Raw genomic sequence first — 14,173 nt, forward strand, 5'->3', positions numbered from 1 at the left:
AGACGATTGTCAGTGGGAACGCCGCTTCTACCTTCGTTGGGATGGAGTGAATTGGAATGAGGTTCCATCCCCGCAACCCGCAGCAGAGCCGGAGAAGTAGTGATGGGGAAAATAGTCTTCCTAGGTGACAGTATTACTGCATCTGCCAACGTGTCGCTGTCCCAGCGTTGGGCGCACATGGTCGGTTTGTCGGCCGGCTACGCTGCAGCTGACATAGTTAATGCCGGTGTACCTGGCAACATCAGTCAGCAGATGCTTGCTCGACTGCAGACCGATGTGCTGGCGCACACACCTGATGTGGTGGTGATGATGTTCACCGTGAACGACCGCAGTAATAGCATCCCGTTAGCGACGCATGAGACCAACTACCGCAGCCTGATCGAGCAATGCCGCTTGGCAGGCGCGAAGGTGGTTCTCATGTCGCCGCCTGTCTACCGCAGCCAGCTCGACACCTGGGGAGGGTGGGTCGAGAAGTGGCGGGCCCTGGCTGGCGAGTACCTTTGTCCGTTTGTAGACATCTGGCGCGACTATGCCAGCCTCTATCTGACCGGTGGGTTTGGTGGCCTTTACGTGGATGGCGCCGACTTGGTGCATCAGAGCGTGGCCGGTAACACACGAATTCATGCGGTCGCGATGAGTGGCATTTATACAGGGGCGTTTGTAAAAGGGCAGCTTGATCCGCCTGCTGAATGCCAGTCCGGGCCTTCTGAGCTTCAGCTTGCGGCCGAAGACTTGGTCCGCAATGGCGCGAATGTCGCTCGGCTGGCACGAGTGAGTGCTGCGTTGTCTGCGTAGTTCGGGATAAGCTGCGCCCTCTTATAAGGAGGGCGTAGGCTTTGTTTTTAGAGAAGTTCCAGGCGGGCGAAGCTGTGGTAGCGGTTATGCTGGGCAACAGTATCGGCATGGGTTACAACGCCACCGGCCATGAGCAGCTATCGAGCCGTTACAACGAGAGCCGTGGGTTTGCGGTGGAGCACCGTGATTCAGGCTACGTCGGGCACTCCCGAATGTTGCGCGACTACCTTAAGTCCCGGAATCCTTCGTCAGAGCTAATCAATCTCAGTGGGGATGGTTGGGACACTAACGATCATCTGGGCATCAGCCTGCCCTCTAGCAGTGCCCCGCCGCATCAAAGCAGCGATATCGTAATTCGCTCGCTTAGCCCTAAGCCTGACATCGTTTTCATTCCGTTACAGGTGAATGATCCCAACCACCAACTGTCGGTGCAGACCTTTGCTAATAACACGCGGCGTATAGTCAGTTCGATTAAAGAGGCCGGGATCGAAGCGGTAATCGTAAGAGAAAACGCCACGGAGATCCCTGGCTACCCGAGGTTTGTAGCCTGTGCCAGCGAGCTGGCCCGTGAGATGAGGGTTGGTGTAATCGACACCTACACCCCTACGCTAGGACGGGCTGATCTCATGAGCGATTATGCGCACCCCAATGAGGCAGGGCATCGAGTGATTTTCGAGCAGTACCGGGCTTGGTTGAGCGCACCTAGAGCTGACGAAGCCGCAGCCGCTTCGCCTGACCCTACTGCCTGTTTGGATTAGCTGCTCTACAAAGCCCGCTTTCTGCGGGTTTTTTCTTGCCGATGTTAAGACATCAAACATGGCATACGCCGATCGTGAGGTGTCGCTGTAAGAGTAAGCAGTGCCAGGTCATTTCACGCCAGGGCAGATTCTGAAGAGACGGGCGGGATAGACAAGCCCCAGTCGTAACGCCTTAAGCTAGCCGCTGGGCTTAGGAGGTATCTCATGGATAAAGAAATACAGCTGGCTCTGCTTGCGGCACTGATAAGCACGACCTTGGGGGCGGCAGGCTTCTTCTGGAGGGAATGGAGACAGCGGAAGGCGACCCGCCATGCCCTTTTGGCTGAGGTTGCATCGCTGGTCGAGATTGAAGGAATTCGGGGCTACCTGGCGGAGCTGCGGGATTCAGCTGCGAAAATGAAACGCGGTGATATAGAAAAGTACTCGCTTCGGATCTCGATCATCCCAACCTACAGATGCATCTATGACGCGCATCTGAACCAGCTTGGCTGTCTCAAACCGAGCGAGGCCGGGCGAATCGTCAGGTTCTATCAACTAGCCGACAGCTTTGTACGGGATGTGACCGAGGGGGGTGCGTTGTATCGAGGGACTTCTCGTGCGGACGTTCCTGCTGAGGCAGCTGAGGTGCTTCAGGCGGCCATCGATATCGGTAAAGCGTTCGATGCCAAAGCGAGCGCTAAATGGTGGCAGCTCTGGCGCTGACAGGCTATGCCAAATGCCGAGCTAGTCAGTGCCAAAACCGGCGCGCGCTTACACTCGCCCGAAGGGCAGTACACCGTTCCGGTGTGGTGGGCTGCCTGCGGCGAGACCACCCTACGAAAGCGACTCCTGCTAACTCCGCTCGGGCGCGCAGCGCACAGACAAACCCTCAAGCAACTCGGAGTCGAATCCCCGTCAGGAGGCCGAGTGGAGGTGTTGCGCAGGGGGACGAGCCGCATGGATGCGGCGAGAGGCTTGAAGGGCCATGGATGGCCCTTGCAAGCCGGCCCCCGGAGCAGCACCGGAGCGAGGGAAGTCTGGCCGTAGGCCAGACCCGGATGCCGGGCGCGCTTTCTCTTTGGTTACTTTCTCTTTGCGCGTGCAAAGAGAAAGTGACTCGCCGTAAGGGCGAAAAGGGGCTCTATGGCAGGTGCAGGGTTTGGCAAATAGATTTGCCCCCTTTTCCATCTTCTAAAGGGCTAGAAACTTACAGAGCTTTTGCTTGTATGGTTCTGTAGTTATCGAGTTCTGACGTTAAATATTCGTCAATACCTGTGCAAAGTCGCAAAATGTCTTGGTTGAAATCTAATAGCTCTGTAGGGGTTACTTGTTCCCCCCAGTTTTCACCATGCGCAATTCTGTTGCGTTTCTTTAGTAGCTCTTGAATCCTGCCAACGTAGCCCACGTCACGTCGTTGCTTTTTGGGAGCCCATTTTCCATCAATTAGCTCAACTACTTTCTGGTAGCGGGTAATATCTCCGTCTACTGCTAGCTCTATACTTTGATGAAGTTGCTGACTTTGGCTGATGGTGGTGTATGTGCTGTCAAGTGAATAATCCCTCATGCTCAATTTATCTATTATTCCAGGAATGCCGATCCGTTGGAATATAGTTTCGACAGTGTCCACGGTTGGATTGCCTTTTGTAGCGCCTATTGCTTCCTGAGTGAGTGGGAAGTGATTGTCCTCGGAAATGCAATCTTTTATAGTCAGAATTTTCGGAAGTGTTTTGTTTCTATTGTCTGTGATCGAATGTTGCAGGATGGATAGAAATAATTCATCTCCAGTGCTTTTTAAGGGTAGTTTTAGGTCGTTCAGTTCTCCGACAAACTCTTCAATTAATTTCTTTAGATACCCCTCAAAATATCCGCATAAAAGCACTAGCGCGGACTTGGTCATGGCGTTTGCTGTAGAGCGCCTGTGCTTTGTCTCGCTCAACTCTCCAGAGATTGATGCTACATCGCTGCTATCTAATAAGCTCTGTGCCAGCCGTGCCACACGGTCCGTTTCGGTAATTTTTTCAGTCAATTCTGACAAGCAATTGAACGCCATGCTAATTCGTCCTTATGACTGCAAGTGTTTGCAGAGCTCCTCTGTGCGGCGGATGGCTGTGGCTTTCTTAGCTGTTCCTTGAAATAGGGTGCTCCAGTAGCTGTCATTAGAAAATGATGTAATGATTTTCTCCCTGCTCAGTAGGTTGGTGCTGTTGTTTTCTATGAGTTTAGAGAAGGCAACCATTTGTGATTCATAGATGGCGCCATTAATAAGTGTGTGTGCAAAGCGGCCATCCTGGCCTCGCATTACAGGGCGGCGGAAAGCAACTCCTGGGCCAAGCTGTGCATTAATAGTGCTAACAGTGTTCGAGAATAATTCCCTTAATTCTGTTAATTTTGTCGAGGGAAGAGATCGATTCTGTTCCATGTAATTGTTTAAATATTCAGTGTAGCTGCCTGGGTAGTCGGTGCTTTCCTTGAGGTCTCTATAGGCGAAAAATCTCAATACCAGTTCTTCAGCCTTCATGTTCCGCTTGTGCTGATCTGGCAAGGCAATCATTTCTAAAAACTCAGTGTTTCATGCGAGCTCTTTGATTAGGTCGTTGAAATTACCATGATAAATGGAGTTTCGCACTTCTTGCTCGGTTAAAGAGGTGCTGCCAGTGTTTAATCTCTCAAATACCTCGAATTTCAGAGCTTTGTCTGACTCGTTGAGAACTACAATGCACCTTATTGGTCGTTTGGTTATTGCTGAGCGATCAGTTCTGTCTAGTTCGGTAAAAGGTTTTCCATTGATTTCTGGGCGCAGCTTTAGTCCTGTTAGTGTAATCTCTTCGCCGGCCTCTGGTTTGATGAAATTTAATAATGAGGTGAGGCGCTGTTGTCCATCGATTACGCTAAAGCTACCGTTGCTCTCTTCTGCGAAATAAACTACAGGGACCGGGATGTTTAGTAGTATTGACTCTATAAATCGAGAGGCCTTTTCAGGTGCCCACCTATATAGACGCTGATAGTCGGGGTTGAGGATTAAATCACCCTCTATGATCATGTCCACCAGTGTTCTTACAGCGTAGTCATATTGCTGGATCAGAACTTTCCGCTCGCTTACGGGAGCGTATGGTTCCGTGTCGGGCACGTCCAGTTCATCTAATTCTGCTGCTGGAATATCCGCTTCACTCATGTTTGTCCCCATTGAAAATTCGTTGCCCATTAGTGCGTGCTGTGTCCGTACAGTAAATCAAGTTGATTGGATATCCAACGGTGGGAAACGCTACGCGTTTTTCCACCCTGCACGGGCTTGATGGCTATGTAGGGTGGACAACGTTTTATTTGTCCACCACAGACCTCAGTCCCGCGTTGTGCAGCTCTTGCGCAGCAGGTAGCTATCCATAATCCACCCATTCCTCTCCCGCGCCTCCGCACGAGTCGCAGCAATCCGCTCCGCCACCTCATCCAACGCCCCAGCAATCAAAATCTCATCCGCCGTCCCCACATACGCCCCCCAATAGATATGCAGCCCCTGCCCAACAAAACGTAGGTAGGTGTCCTTGGCATCGAGCATCACTGCCACGCTGTCCACACCCTGCGGCCAGCCCTCGGCCAGCAGGCGGCCGGTGGTGATTTCCACGGCGCGGCCGATCTGGTTCAGCGGCACGCGGTGGCGGGCGGTAAGGGCCTGCAGGCTGGTGATGCCGGGGATCACGTCATAGCTCAGGTCACTGCGCGCGCTAGCGATGGACTCGATGATGCGGATACTGCTGTCGTACAGCGAGGGGTCGCCCCAGACCATGAAGGCGGCCGTCTCGCCATCGCTCATCTGCTCGTCGATCAGCTGCTCGAACACCGCCTGCTTGTCGCGGTTGAGCTCGTCGACGCTGGCGCGGTAGTCGGCGGCGTCGCGTTCACGCTCCGGCTGCTGGCCCTCAGCGAAGCGCGGGTTGTAGCCGTCCAGGAAGCGCTCGCAGATTTCCCGGCGCAGGGCGTTGAGCTTGTGTTTGGCCGGGCCCTTGTCCATCAGGAAGATCACATCGCTGCGGCGTAGGGCCTTGATCGCCTGTTGGGTGATGTAGTCCGGGTCGCCGGCGCCGATGCCGACCAGCAGCAGTTCTTTCATGGTCTGTTCCAGGTGGGCGCGCGGCTTGCGGGCGCCAGTTCGTCGATATGGTGGTAGTCGGCGCCCAGTTCGCTGGCCAGCTGGTGGGCGCGGCCGAGGCGGATGGGCGCGCGCTCGATGTCCAGCAGCAGGCCGGGGCAGGGTAGCGCGGTAAGCCGCGGCCAGTTGCGCAGGCGGCCGTCGGTGAGCAGCAGCAGGCGCTGTTGTTCGCCTGGCTTGTGGCGCTGGCGACGCAGCAGCCAGGGTGTGGCCAGTTGCAGGGCCTCGATGATCGGTGTTCCGCCGCTGGCGCCGAGCTGCTGCAGCCAGACGTGCAGTTCAGGCGATGCCTTCTGGCCCTGCCATAGCCAGCGTGGCTGGGCGCCGCCGGCTTCGAGCACGGCCAGGCGTGCGCGCTGGCGATAGGCGCTTGCGAACAGCTCAGCGAGAAGGCCCTTGGCCTGGGCCAGGGCACCATGGCGGCGGGTGCTGGCCGAGGCGTCGACGATCACCAGCCATAGCTCGCCCGGGCGCAGGCGGCGGGCGTGCCAGTGCAGGTCGGCGCGGCGGCGCGGGCGGCCGTGGGCGAGGGTCGCCGGCCAGTCGATGCGCGTGGGCGTGCCGGTGCCGCGTGCGCCGCTGCGTCCGCCTTGGGCCTGGCCGGGGAGGGGTAGGGCATCCGCGCCTTGGGCCTGGCGCGGGCGGATGCTCAGGGCTTTTTTGGCCAGGCGGGTGGCTCGCGCCGTTCGCCGACCGCTACGGCCTGCGGTGGTAGTGCGCCCCACTGGCCTTCGCCTTGATCCTGTTGCGAGGGCTGCTGGGCCTGGCTCTGCGCAGGCGTTTGGCTTGCGGCCGGTGGCGTGTGTTCGCGGCGGCGATGGGCGAGGACGAAAGGCTCCAGGGCGTCGATGTCCTGCGCTTCGATCTGGCTGGCGCCACGCCAGGCTGCATGGGCGCGGGCGCCGCGCAGCCACACCAGGTCGGCGCGCAGGCCGTCCACGGCGGCGGCGAAGCAGCGCTGGGCGATGGTGTCGAGGCTGGCGTCGTCCAGGGCGATTGTGCTCAGACGTTGGCGTGCATCCATGCAGCGCTGGCGCAGGGCATCCTGTTCGCTCTGCCAATGGGCGAGGAAGGCCTCGGGTGCGTCGTCGAAGGCCAGGCGGCGGCGGATGATCTCGGCGCGCAGGGCCGGCTCGGGCGTGCCGCCGAGCTGGACCTTGAGGCCGAAGCGGTCGAGCAGTTGCGGGCGCAGCTCGCCTTCCTCGGGGTTCATGGTGCCGATCAGCACGAAGCGCGCCGGGTGGCTGTGCGACAGGCCATCGCGCTCGATGTGGTTGATGCCGCTGGACGCCACGTCGAGCAGCAGGTCCACCAGGTGGTCGGGCAGCAGGTTGACCTCGTCGACGTAGAGCACGCCGCCGTGGGCATTGGCCAGCACGCCAGGGGAGAAGCGCACGCGGCCCTCGCCGAGCGCGGCATCCAGGTCGAGGGTGCCGACAATGCGTTCCTCGCTGGCGCCCAGCGGCAGGGTGACGAAGCGCCCGCCGTCGAGCAGGTCGGCCACGCCGCGCGCCAGGGTGGACTTGGCCATGCCGCGCGGACCTTCGATCAGCACGCCGCCCAGGGCCGGGTCGATGGCGGCCAGGCACAGGGCCAGCTTGAGCTCGTCGGCGGCCACCACGGCTGCCAGGGGGAAATGGGGCTGCATGGCGTTACCTCAGAGCAAGGGTTGAAGTTGAATGGGGCGATCGGTTAGCGTGGCAACCATCGTTTTGGAGATCAGCATGTCGTCTCGTCCTTCCCTGAACCGCCTCTTTCGCTCCGCCGCTGTCGGCGCGGCTGGCGTGCGCGCGCAGGTCGAGGCCGTCGCTTATTTCTTTTATGGGTATTGGTTTAGCCAGCGGCGCGCCTGATACCCCACAGGCGCCCCAGAGCAAAGGGTCGCCACCAGCCAGTTTCACGAAACCCCGGTCGGCCACCCGACCGGGGTTTTTGTTTTTCCGGCCCACAAGGCCAACACGACGCACACAGAGGATCGAAACATGACCGCTTACACCGCCTATTACCGCAGCTACCGCAACTCCGCCTGGCGATTTAGCAGCGCTGCCGCGCACCACCGAGATTCCAGTCGAACACCCAGATAGCGCGCCGCGCGTGGCATGAGGCCACGCCGGGCGAGGACCACCGCCATGAATGCTTCCGTTACCGCTCTGCGCGCACAAGCCGTGCCGCCATCTACCACTCGCCGCCGCGCAACGCCGCTGCCGAGCCCCACCGATCTGCGCCAGCGCCTGCCGCTGTCCGCCGCTCTCGCCAGCCAGGTTCACTCCCAGCGCGAGGCCATCCGCGCCGTGCTCGACGGCTCCGACCCGCGCCTGCTGGTCGTCGTCGGCCCCTGTTCCCTGCACGATCCGATTTCCGCGCTGGAATACGCCGACCGCCTGGCCGCACTGGCTCCCGAGGTGAGCGACCAGCTGCTGCTGGTGATGCGCGCCTACGTCGAGAAGCCGCGCACCACCATCGGCTGGAAGGGCCTGGTGTACGACCCGCAGCTGGACGGCAGCGGCGACATGGCCGGCGGCCTGGAACTGTCGCGCCGGTTGATGCTGGCCATGCTCGAGCGCGGCCTGCCGGTGGCCACCGAGCTGCTGCAGCCGCTGGTGGCGGGCTACCTCGAGGACCTGCTGGGCTGGGCCGCCATCGGCGCGCGCACCAGCGAGTCGCAGGTGCACCGCGAGCTGGTCAGCGGCCTGGATGTGCCGGTGGGCTTCAAGAACGGTACCGATGGCAGCCTGTCGATTGCCTGCGACGCCATGCGCTCGGCGGCGCACCCGCACCAGCACTTCGGTGTGGATGGCCTGGGCCGCTCGGCGCTGGTCGAGACCGATGGCAATCCGGACACCCACCTGGTGCTGCGCGGCGGCCATGGTGGGCCGAACCATGATGCGGCCAGCGTGGCCGTGGCGCGGGCGAGCTTGGAGAAGCAGGGCATCGCCGCACGGATCATGGTCGACTGCAGCCACGCCAACAGCGGCAAGGACCCGCTGCGCCAGCCGGCGGCGCTGCGCGACGTGCTCGAACAGCGCCTGGCCGGCGACGCCAGCCTGCGCGGGGTGATGCTGGAGAGCCATCTGTTCGACGGCTGCCAGGCGCTGTCCGCCGAGCTGCGTTACGGCGTGTCGATCACCGACGGCTGCCTGGGCTGGAGCGGTACCGAGGCGATGTTGCGCGAGGCGGCCGAGCGGCTGCGGGCGGGATGTTGAGCTTTGGCCCTCTCCCCAACCCTCTCCCATAAATAGGAGAGGGGGATGTGGCGCGCGGCTGGCGCAGGGCGGACGAAGCTCGTTCTGGCTCGGTGTGACGATACCCCTCTCCCTCTGGGAGAGGGGCCGGGGGTGAGGGCGGTGATGTGCGGTGCGGATTGCCCTCACCCCAACCCCTATCCCGAGGGAAGAGGGGCTAGCTGGAGATCGTGCGCGGGAGCTTTGTAGCCCGGATGCAATCCGGGGAGCGCAATCCCGGATTGCATCCGGGCTACAGGGGGAGAGGCTCATGACTCCTCCGCATCCAGCAGCAGGTTTTCCAGCGCCGCCTGGTACTCACCAGGCTGCTGCCAGAGGCCGCGCTGCTGGGCTTCCAGCAGGCGTTCGAGCATGTCCTGCAACGCACCGGGGTTGTGCTGCTGGATAAAGTCGCGGGTATCCTTGTCCAGCAGGTAGGCATCGGCCAGCAAGGCGTACTGGTGGTCGTCGACCAGCTCGCTGGTGGCGTCGAAGCCGAACAGGTAGTCGACTGTGGCGGCCAGTTCGAAGGCGCCCTTGTAGCCGTGGCGTTTCATTCCGGCGATCCACTTGGGGTTCACTGCGCGGGCGCGTACTACGCGGCCCAGTTCTTCCTTGAGCGTGCGGATGCGCGGGTTGTCCGGCTGGCTGCTGTCGCCGAAGTAGCTGGCGGCCTTGGCGCCGCGCAAGGTCTCGACCGCCGCCAGCATGCCGCCCTGGAACTGGTAGTAGTCGTTGGAGTCGAGGATGTCGTGCTCGCGGTTGTCCTGGTTGTGCAGCACCGCCTGTAGCTGCTGCAGGCGTTCGGCGAACTGCGCGCGGGCCGGCAGGCCCTCGGCGCCCTGGCCGTAGGCGTAGCCGCCCCAGTTCAGGTAGACCTCGGCCAAGTCGGCGCGGGTCTGCCACAGGCGTTCCTCTACGGCGTTCTGGATGCCGGCGCCATAGGCCCCCGGCTTGGCGCCGAAGATGCGCCAGCCGGCCTGGCGGCGCGCCTCGACCGGATCCAGGCCCTGGTCCTGATGGGCCAGGGTTTCCTGCCAGACGCGTGCGGCCAGCGGGTTCATGTCTTCCGGTTCGTCCAGCTCGGCCACCGCCTGCACGGCCGCATCGAACAGGCGGATCAGGTTGGCGAAGGCATCGCGGAAGAAGCCGGAGACACGCAGGGTCACGTCCACCCGCGGGCGACCGAGCTGCTCCAGCGGCAGTACTTCGATGCGTTCGACCCGCTGGCTTCCGGGCTGCCACACCGGGCGCACGCCGAGCAGGGCCAGGGCCTGGGCGATGTCGTCGCCGCCGGTGCGCATGGTCGCCGTGCCCCACACGGAAAGGCCTAGGCGCTGCAGATGCTCGCCCTCGTCCTGCAGATGGCGCTCCAGCAGGCGTTCGGCGCTCTGTACGCCGATGCGCCAGGCGGTGGGCGTGGGCAGGTGGCGCACGTCCACCGAATAGAAGTTGCGCCCGGTGGGCAGCACGTCCAGGCGCCCGCGGCTGGGCGCGCCGCTCGGCCCCGGCGGCACGAAGCGGCCTTGCAAAGCGGCGAGCAGGCCGCTCATCTCGGCGCCGCCACACGCGTCCAGCAGCGGGGCGATATGGCCGCGCAGTTCGTTCAGCACCTCGGTGCTGGCAGGGCCGGGCGCTGACGATTCGGGTTGTTCGATCAGTTGCAGGGCCAGCAGCTCCAGGCGCTCGCGGGTATCGCCGCGGCTGCGCCAGGGCTCATCGCTGAGCGCCTGCAGGCAATCCGGGCGCGGACCGTTCCAGGGCTCGGCCGGCTCGCCGCCGAGTGGGTCGAAGTCCAGCTCAAGGTCCTGGGCGAGGGCGCGCAGCAGGCTGGCGTGCTGGCCGTGACCATCGCCGCGCGGGATGCGTACCAGGGACAGCAGGGTGTCGCGGCGCAGACGCCCACTCGGCGATTCGCCGAAGCAGTGCAGGCCGTCGCGGATCTGCGATTCCTTGAGGTCGCACAGGTAGGCGTCCAGCTGTGGCAGCCAGCTGTCCGCATCGTCGTTGACCTGCAGGCCCAGCTCGCGATCGAGGCTGGCCTCGCGCACCTTGCGCTGAATCTCGCTGCGCAGCTCCAGGGCGCGGCGCGGGTCGAGCTGGCTAGCCTCGTAGTACTCGTCGGCCAGGCGCTCCAGGTCGCGCAGCGGGCCGTAGCTCTCGGCGCGGGTCAGCGGTGGCATCAGGTGGTCGAGGATCACCGCCTGGGTGCGGCGCTTGGCCTGGGCGCCCTCGCCGGGGTCGTTGACGATAAAGGGGTAGAGGTTGGGCAGGGGGCCGAGGATTGCGCTCGGCCAGCATGCCTCGGACAGGCCGACGCTCTTGCCTGGCAGCCACTCCAGGTTGCCGTGCTTGCCGACGTGGATCAGCGCGTCACTGGCGAACGCCGTGCGCAGCCAGCAGTAGAAGGCCAGATAGCCATGCGGTGGCACCAGGTCAGGGTCGTGGTACACCGCCGCCGCGTCCAACTGATAGCCACGCGCCGGCTGGATACCGACGAAGGTCAGGCCGAAGCGCAGGCCGGCGATCATCAAGCGACCGCTGCGGTACATCGGGTCCTGCTCGGGCGGGCCCCAGCGCTCCAGCACGGCGCGCTGGTTGGCCGCAGGCAGGCTGGCTAACCAGCGCTGGTAGTCGTCCAGCGCCAGGCTCTGGGTGCAGGGGCGCAGGTCGAGGTTGTCGAGGTCGTTGGTCACGCCGCCGAGCAACTGGTGGATCAGCGCGGTGCCGTCGTGCGGCAGGCCTTCGACCGGGTAACCCTGTTGCTGCAGGGCGCGCAGGATATTCAGCGCGGCGGCCGGGGTGTCCAGGCCGACGCCGTTGCCGATGCGGCCGTCGCGGGTCGGGTAGTTGGCCAGGATCAGGGCGACGCGCTTGTCGGCGTTGGCCTTGGCTGCAAGCCGGGTCCAGCGCAGGGCCAGCTCGGCAACGAAATCCATGCCCGGCAGGTGTGGGCGGTAGCGCACCACATCGCTCTGGCTGCGCTCGCTGCGCGCGGCCACGCCCTTGAAGCTGATCGGCCGGGTGATCAGGCGGCCGTCCAGCTCGGGCAGGGCGATGTGCATGGCCAGATCGCGCGGGCCCAGGCCCTGAGCACTGGCCTGCCACTGCTCCTCGCTGTCCAGGGCGCAGAGCGCCTGCAGCACCGGCACGTCGCGGCGGAACGGCCGCTCCTGTGGCGACTCCGGGTTGGACTGGGCGAAGCCGGTGGTATTGAGGATCACCGCCGTGTCGGTCTCGTCCAGCCAGGCCTCGACCTGGGCCAGGCACTCGGCCTCCTTGAGGCTGGCCACGGCAATCGGCAGTGGGTTGAGGCCCTGGGCCTGCAGGCGCTGGCAGAAGGTATCGACGAAGGCGGTGTTTCCGGCCTGGACCTGGGCGCGGTAGAACAGCAGCGCCGCCACCGGCCGGCCTGGCTGCCACTCGGCACGCCAGTGTTCGAGGCTTGCCTCGCTATGGCGCGGGTGATGGATCAGCGTACGCGGCAGGGCGCGCGGCTCGCTCCACGGGTAGTCGCGCTGCAGCCAGCGGCTGGCGATGCAGTGCAGCAGATGGCGGGCGTTGTCCGCGCCGCCCTGGCGCAGGTATTGCCACAGGCGCTGGCTGTCCTCGCTCGGTACGTTGCTCAGCGTGGTCAGCTCGGGATCGGGGCTGTCGTCGCCGGGCACCAGAATGATCTTGGCGCCCAGGCGGCCCAGCTCGACCAGGCGCTCGATGCCGTAGCGCCAGTAGCTGACGCCGCCGTGCACCGAGATCAGGATGACTTTGGCGTGGCGCAGTACCTGCTCGACGTAGAAGTCCACCGAGGCGTGGTTGGGCAGCTGCGCCGGGCTGGCCAGGCGCAGGCTGGGGAAGTCCTCGGGTAGCTCGCGCGCCACCTCGGCCAGCAGCGACAGATGCGAGTCGCCGGTGCAGAGGATCACCAGCTCGGCCGGGGTCTGGCCGAGGTCGGCGATGCTGTCGGCCGGCAAGGTGACGCCGGCCTGGGCGCGCAGCAGGTGCATGGTTAGGGTACCGCGCTGCCGTGGAGACCCTCACCCCAGCCCTCTCCCAGAGGGAGAGGGAGTTGGTGCGGCGCTAGGGTTTCAGCCAGGCGTGGCTTTCCTCCCCTCTCCCCTTGGGAGAGGGGCCGGGGGTGAGGGAGCCACAGTCGGCTCGCGCTCATCACGCCAGGGCGGCCTGCAGCTCCGCCTCGATGGCGGCGCGATCAAGGCTCTGGCCGATCAGCACCAGGCGGCTCTGCCGTGCTTCGCCTTCGCCCCAGACGCGGTCGAAGTGGCGGTCGAAGCGCTGGCCGACGCCCTGTACCAGCAGACGCATGGCCTTGCCGGGGATGGCGGCGAAGCCCTTGACGCGCAGGATGCCGTGCTTGGCCACGGCGTCCTTGAGGGCGGAGAGCAGGCGGGCTTCCTCAGCCTCCGGCAGGACCACGTCGAAGGAGTCGAACTCGTCGTGGTCGTGGTCCTCGTCTTCCTCGTCGTGGTGGGTGCGACGGGCGTCGATATGCAGTTCGGTCTCGCAGTTCAGGCCGAGCAGCACGCCCAGCGGCAGGTCGCCGCCCTGGGCCTCGATCACCTTGACTGCTGGCGGCAGCTCCTCGGCCACCTCGGCGCGCACGGCGGCCAGGGCGTCGGCGTCGAGCAGGTCGGTCTTGTTCAGCACCACCAGGTCGGCGCTGGCCAACTGGTCGGCGAACAGCTCGTGCAGCGGCGATTCGTGGTCGAGGTTGGGGTCCTGCTTGCGCTGGGCGTCCACCTGATCGGGGAAGGCGGCGAAGGTACCGGCGGCCACGGCCGGGCTGTCGACCACGGTGATCACCGCATCGACGGTGCAGGCGGTGCGGATTTCCGGCCAGTTGAAGGCCTGTACCAGCGGCTTGGGCAGGGCCAGGCCGGAGGTCTCGATAAGGATATGGTCGAGCTCGCCGCGCCGCGCCACCAGCTCGCGCATCACCGGGAAGAATTCTTCCTGCACGGTGCAGCACAGGCAGCCGTTGGCCAGTTCATAGACGCGGCCGTTGGCCTCTTCCTCGGTGCAGCCGATGGAGCACTGTTTGAGGATGGCGCCGTCGATGCCCAGCTCGCCGAATTCATTGACGATCACCGCGATGCGGCGGCCGCCGGCATTGGCCAGCAGGTGACGGAGCAGGGTGGTTTTACCAGCACCGAGAAAGCCGGTGACGATGGTGACGGGAAGTTTGGCGAGCGATTGCATGGCAGCCCCGGAAGCGTCGTGAAATGGACGGACGGGCAGGGCGGGGCACGCGCGGACGAGCG

12 protein-coding genes are annotated in these 14,173 nt (G+C 63.4%); 4 read left to right on the top strand and 8 right to left on the bottom strand.

What is annotated here, in order from left to right:
* Window positions 1-102: 102 nt before the first annotated feature.
* From FFS62_RS08610 to FFS62_RS08620, 3 genes are all read left to right on the top strand, one after another.
* Window positions 103-795: a GDSL-type esterase/lipase family protein gene (locus tag FFS62_RS08610; RefSeq protein ID WP_137972422.1), complete on the top strand. Its 693-nt coding sequence runs from the start codon at window positions 103-105 to the stop codon at window positions 793-795.
* A 41-nt stretch (window positions 796-836) separates the two neighbouring features.
* Window positions 837-1,553 carry an SGNH/GDSL hydrolase family protein gene (locus FFS62_RS08615; protein WP_137972423.1) on the top strand — a complete coding sequence of 239 codons (717 nt, stop codon included), beginning with the start codon at window positions 837-839 and terminating at the stop codon, window positions 1,551-1,553.
* Window positions 1,554-1,757: 204 nt separating this feature from the next.
* Window positions 1,758-2,255, top strand: coding sequence for a hypothetical protein (locus tag FFS62_RS08620; RefSeq protein WP_137972424.1), 498 nt, complete (start codon window positions 1,758-1,760; stop codon window positions 2,253-2,255).
* Between the two features lie 484 nt (window positions 2,256-2,739).
* Here FFS62_RS08620 and FFS62_RS08625 read toward each other — a convergent pair whose 3' ends face one another.
* The 6 genes from FFS62_RS08625 to FFS62_RS08645 all read right to left on the bottom strand — a co-directional run bounded on the left by FFS62_RS08625 (window position 2,740) and on the right by FFS62_RS08645 (window position 7,324).
* Complete coding sequence (locus FFS62_RS08625) at window positions 2,740-3,582, bottom strand: MAE_28990/MAE_18760 family HEPN-like nuclease (RefSeq protein WP_137972425.1); 843 nt, start codon at window positions 3,580-3,582, stop codon at window positions 2,740-2,742.
* Between the two features lie 12 nt (window positions 3,583-3,594).
* Entirely contained in the window at window positions 3,595-4,050 is a 456-nt protein-coding gene (locus FFS62_RS23265; RefSeq protein WP_218569281.1) for a hypothetical protein, read from the bottom strand.
* Between the two features lie 51 nt (window positions 4,051-4,101).
* On the bottom strand, window positions 4,102-4,704 hold the full coding sequence (locus FFS62_RS23270; protein ID WP_218569282.1) for a DUF262 domain-containing protein: 603 nt from the start codon (window positions 4,702-4,704) through the stop codon (window positions 4,102-4,104).
* Between the two features lie 165 nt (window positions 4,705-4,869).
* On the bottom strand, window positions 4,870-5,637 hold the full coding sequence (gene cobF / locus FFS62_RS08635) for a precorrin-6A synthase (deacetylating) (RefSeq protein WP_137972426.1): 768 nt from the start codon (window positions 5,635-5,637) through the stop codon (window positions 4,870-4,872).
* Complete coding sequence (locus tag FFS62_RS08640) at window positions 5,634-6,344, bottom strand: VWA domain-containing protein (protein ID WP_256662217.1); 711 nt, start codon at window positions 6,342-6,344, stop codon at window positions 5,634-5,636. Before FFS62_RS08640 ends, cobF begins: the two co-directional genes overlap by 4 nt.
* The gene (locus FFS62_RS08645) at window positions 6,326-7,324 is read right to left on the bottom strand and encodes an ATP-binding protein (protein ID WP_137972428.1); all 999 of its coding nucleotides are present in this window, start codon (window positions 7,322-7,324) and stop codon (window positions 6,326-6,328) included. Before FFS62_RS08645 ends, FFS62_RS08640 begins: the two co-directional genes overlap by 19 nt.
* A gap of 481 nt (window positions 7,325-7,805) precedes the next feature.
* Between FFS62_RS08645 and FFS62_RS08650 the strand changes: the two genes are divergently transcribed.
* Window positions 7,806-8,879 carry a 3-deoxy-7-phosphoheptulonate synthase gene (locus FFS62_RS08650; RefSeq protein ID WP_137972429.1) on the top strand — a complete coding sequence of 358 codons (1,074 nt, stop codon included), beginning with the start codon at window positions 7,806-7,808 and terminating at the stop codon, window positions 8,877-8,879.
* Window positions 8,880-9,166: 287 nt separating this feature from the next.
* Here FFS62_RS08650 and cobN read toward each other — a convergent pair whose 3' ends face one another.
* Window positions 9,167-12,901: a cobaltochelatase subunit CobN gene (gene cobN, locus FFS62_RS08655; protein WP_137972430.1), complete on the bottom strand. Its 3,735-nt coding sequence runs from the start codon at window positions 12,899-12,901 to the stop codon at window positions 9,167-9,169.
* 160 nt (window positions 12,902-13,061) lie between these two features.
* Window positions 13,062-14,111, bottom strand: coding sequence for a cobalamin biosynthesis protein CobW (gene cobW, locus FFS62_RS08660; protein ID WP_137972431.1), 1,050 nt, complete (start codon window positions 14,109-14,111; stop codon window positions 13,062-13,064).
* Window positions 14,112-14,173: the final 62 nt, after the last annotated feature.

This window comes from Pseudomonas sp. F(2018) (genome assembly GCF_005508865.1).
Classification (GTDB): domain Bacteria; phylum Pseudomonadota; class Gammaproteobacteria; order Pseudomonadales; family Pseudomonadaceae; genus Aquipseudomonas.

Excerpts from the sequence above, each read along its gene's own strand:
- FFS62_RS08645 (WP_137972428.1), bottom strand. The coding sequence starts at position 7,324 with ATGCAGCCCCATTTCCCCCTGGCAGCCGTGGTGGCCGCCGACGAGCTC.
- cobF (WP_137972426.1), bottom strand. The coding sequence starts at position 5,637 with ATGAAAGAACTGCTGCTGGTCGGCATCGGCGCCGGCGACCCGGACTAC.
- FFS62_RS08610 (WP_137972422.1), top strand. The coding sequence starts at position 103 with ATGGGGAAAATAGTCTTCCTAGGTGACAGTATTACTGCATCTGCCAAC.
- FFS62_RS08625 (WP_137972425.1), bottom strand. The coding sequence starts at position 3,582 with ATGGCGTTCAATTGCTTGTCAGAATTGACTGAAAAAATTACCGAAACG.
- FFS62_RS23270 (WP_218569282.1), bottom strand. The coding sequence starts at position 4,704 with ATGAGTGAAGCGGATATTCCAGCAGCAGAATTAGATGAACTGGACGTG.
- FFS62_RS08620 (WP_137972424.1), top strand. The coding sequence starts at position 1,758 with ATGGATAAAGAAATACAGCTGGCTCTGCTTGCGGCACTGATAAGCACG.
- FFS62_RS08650 (WP_137972429.1), top strand. The coding sequence starts at position 7,806 with ATGAATGCTTCCGTTACCGCTCTGCGCGCACAAGCCGTGCCGCCATCT.
- cobN (WP_137972430.1), bottom strand. The coding sequence starts at position 12,901 with ATGCACCTGCTGCGCGCCCAGGCCGGCGTCACCTTGCCGGCCGACAGC.
- FFS62_RS23265 (WP_218569281.1), bottom strand. The coding sequence starts at position 4,050 with ATGAAGGCTGAAGAACTGGTATTGAGATTTTTCGCCTATAGAGACCTC.
- cobW (WP_137972431.1), bottom strand. The coding sequence starts at position 14,111 with ATGCAATCGCTCGCCAAACTTCCCGTCACCATCGTCACCGGCTTTCTC.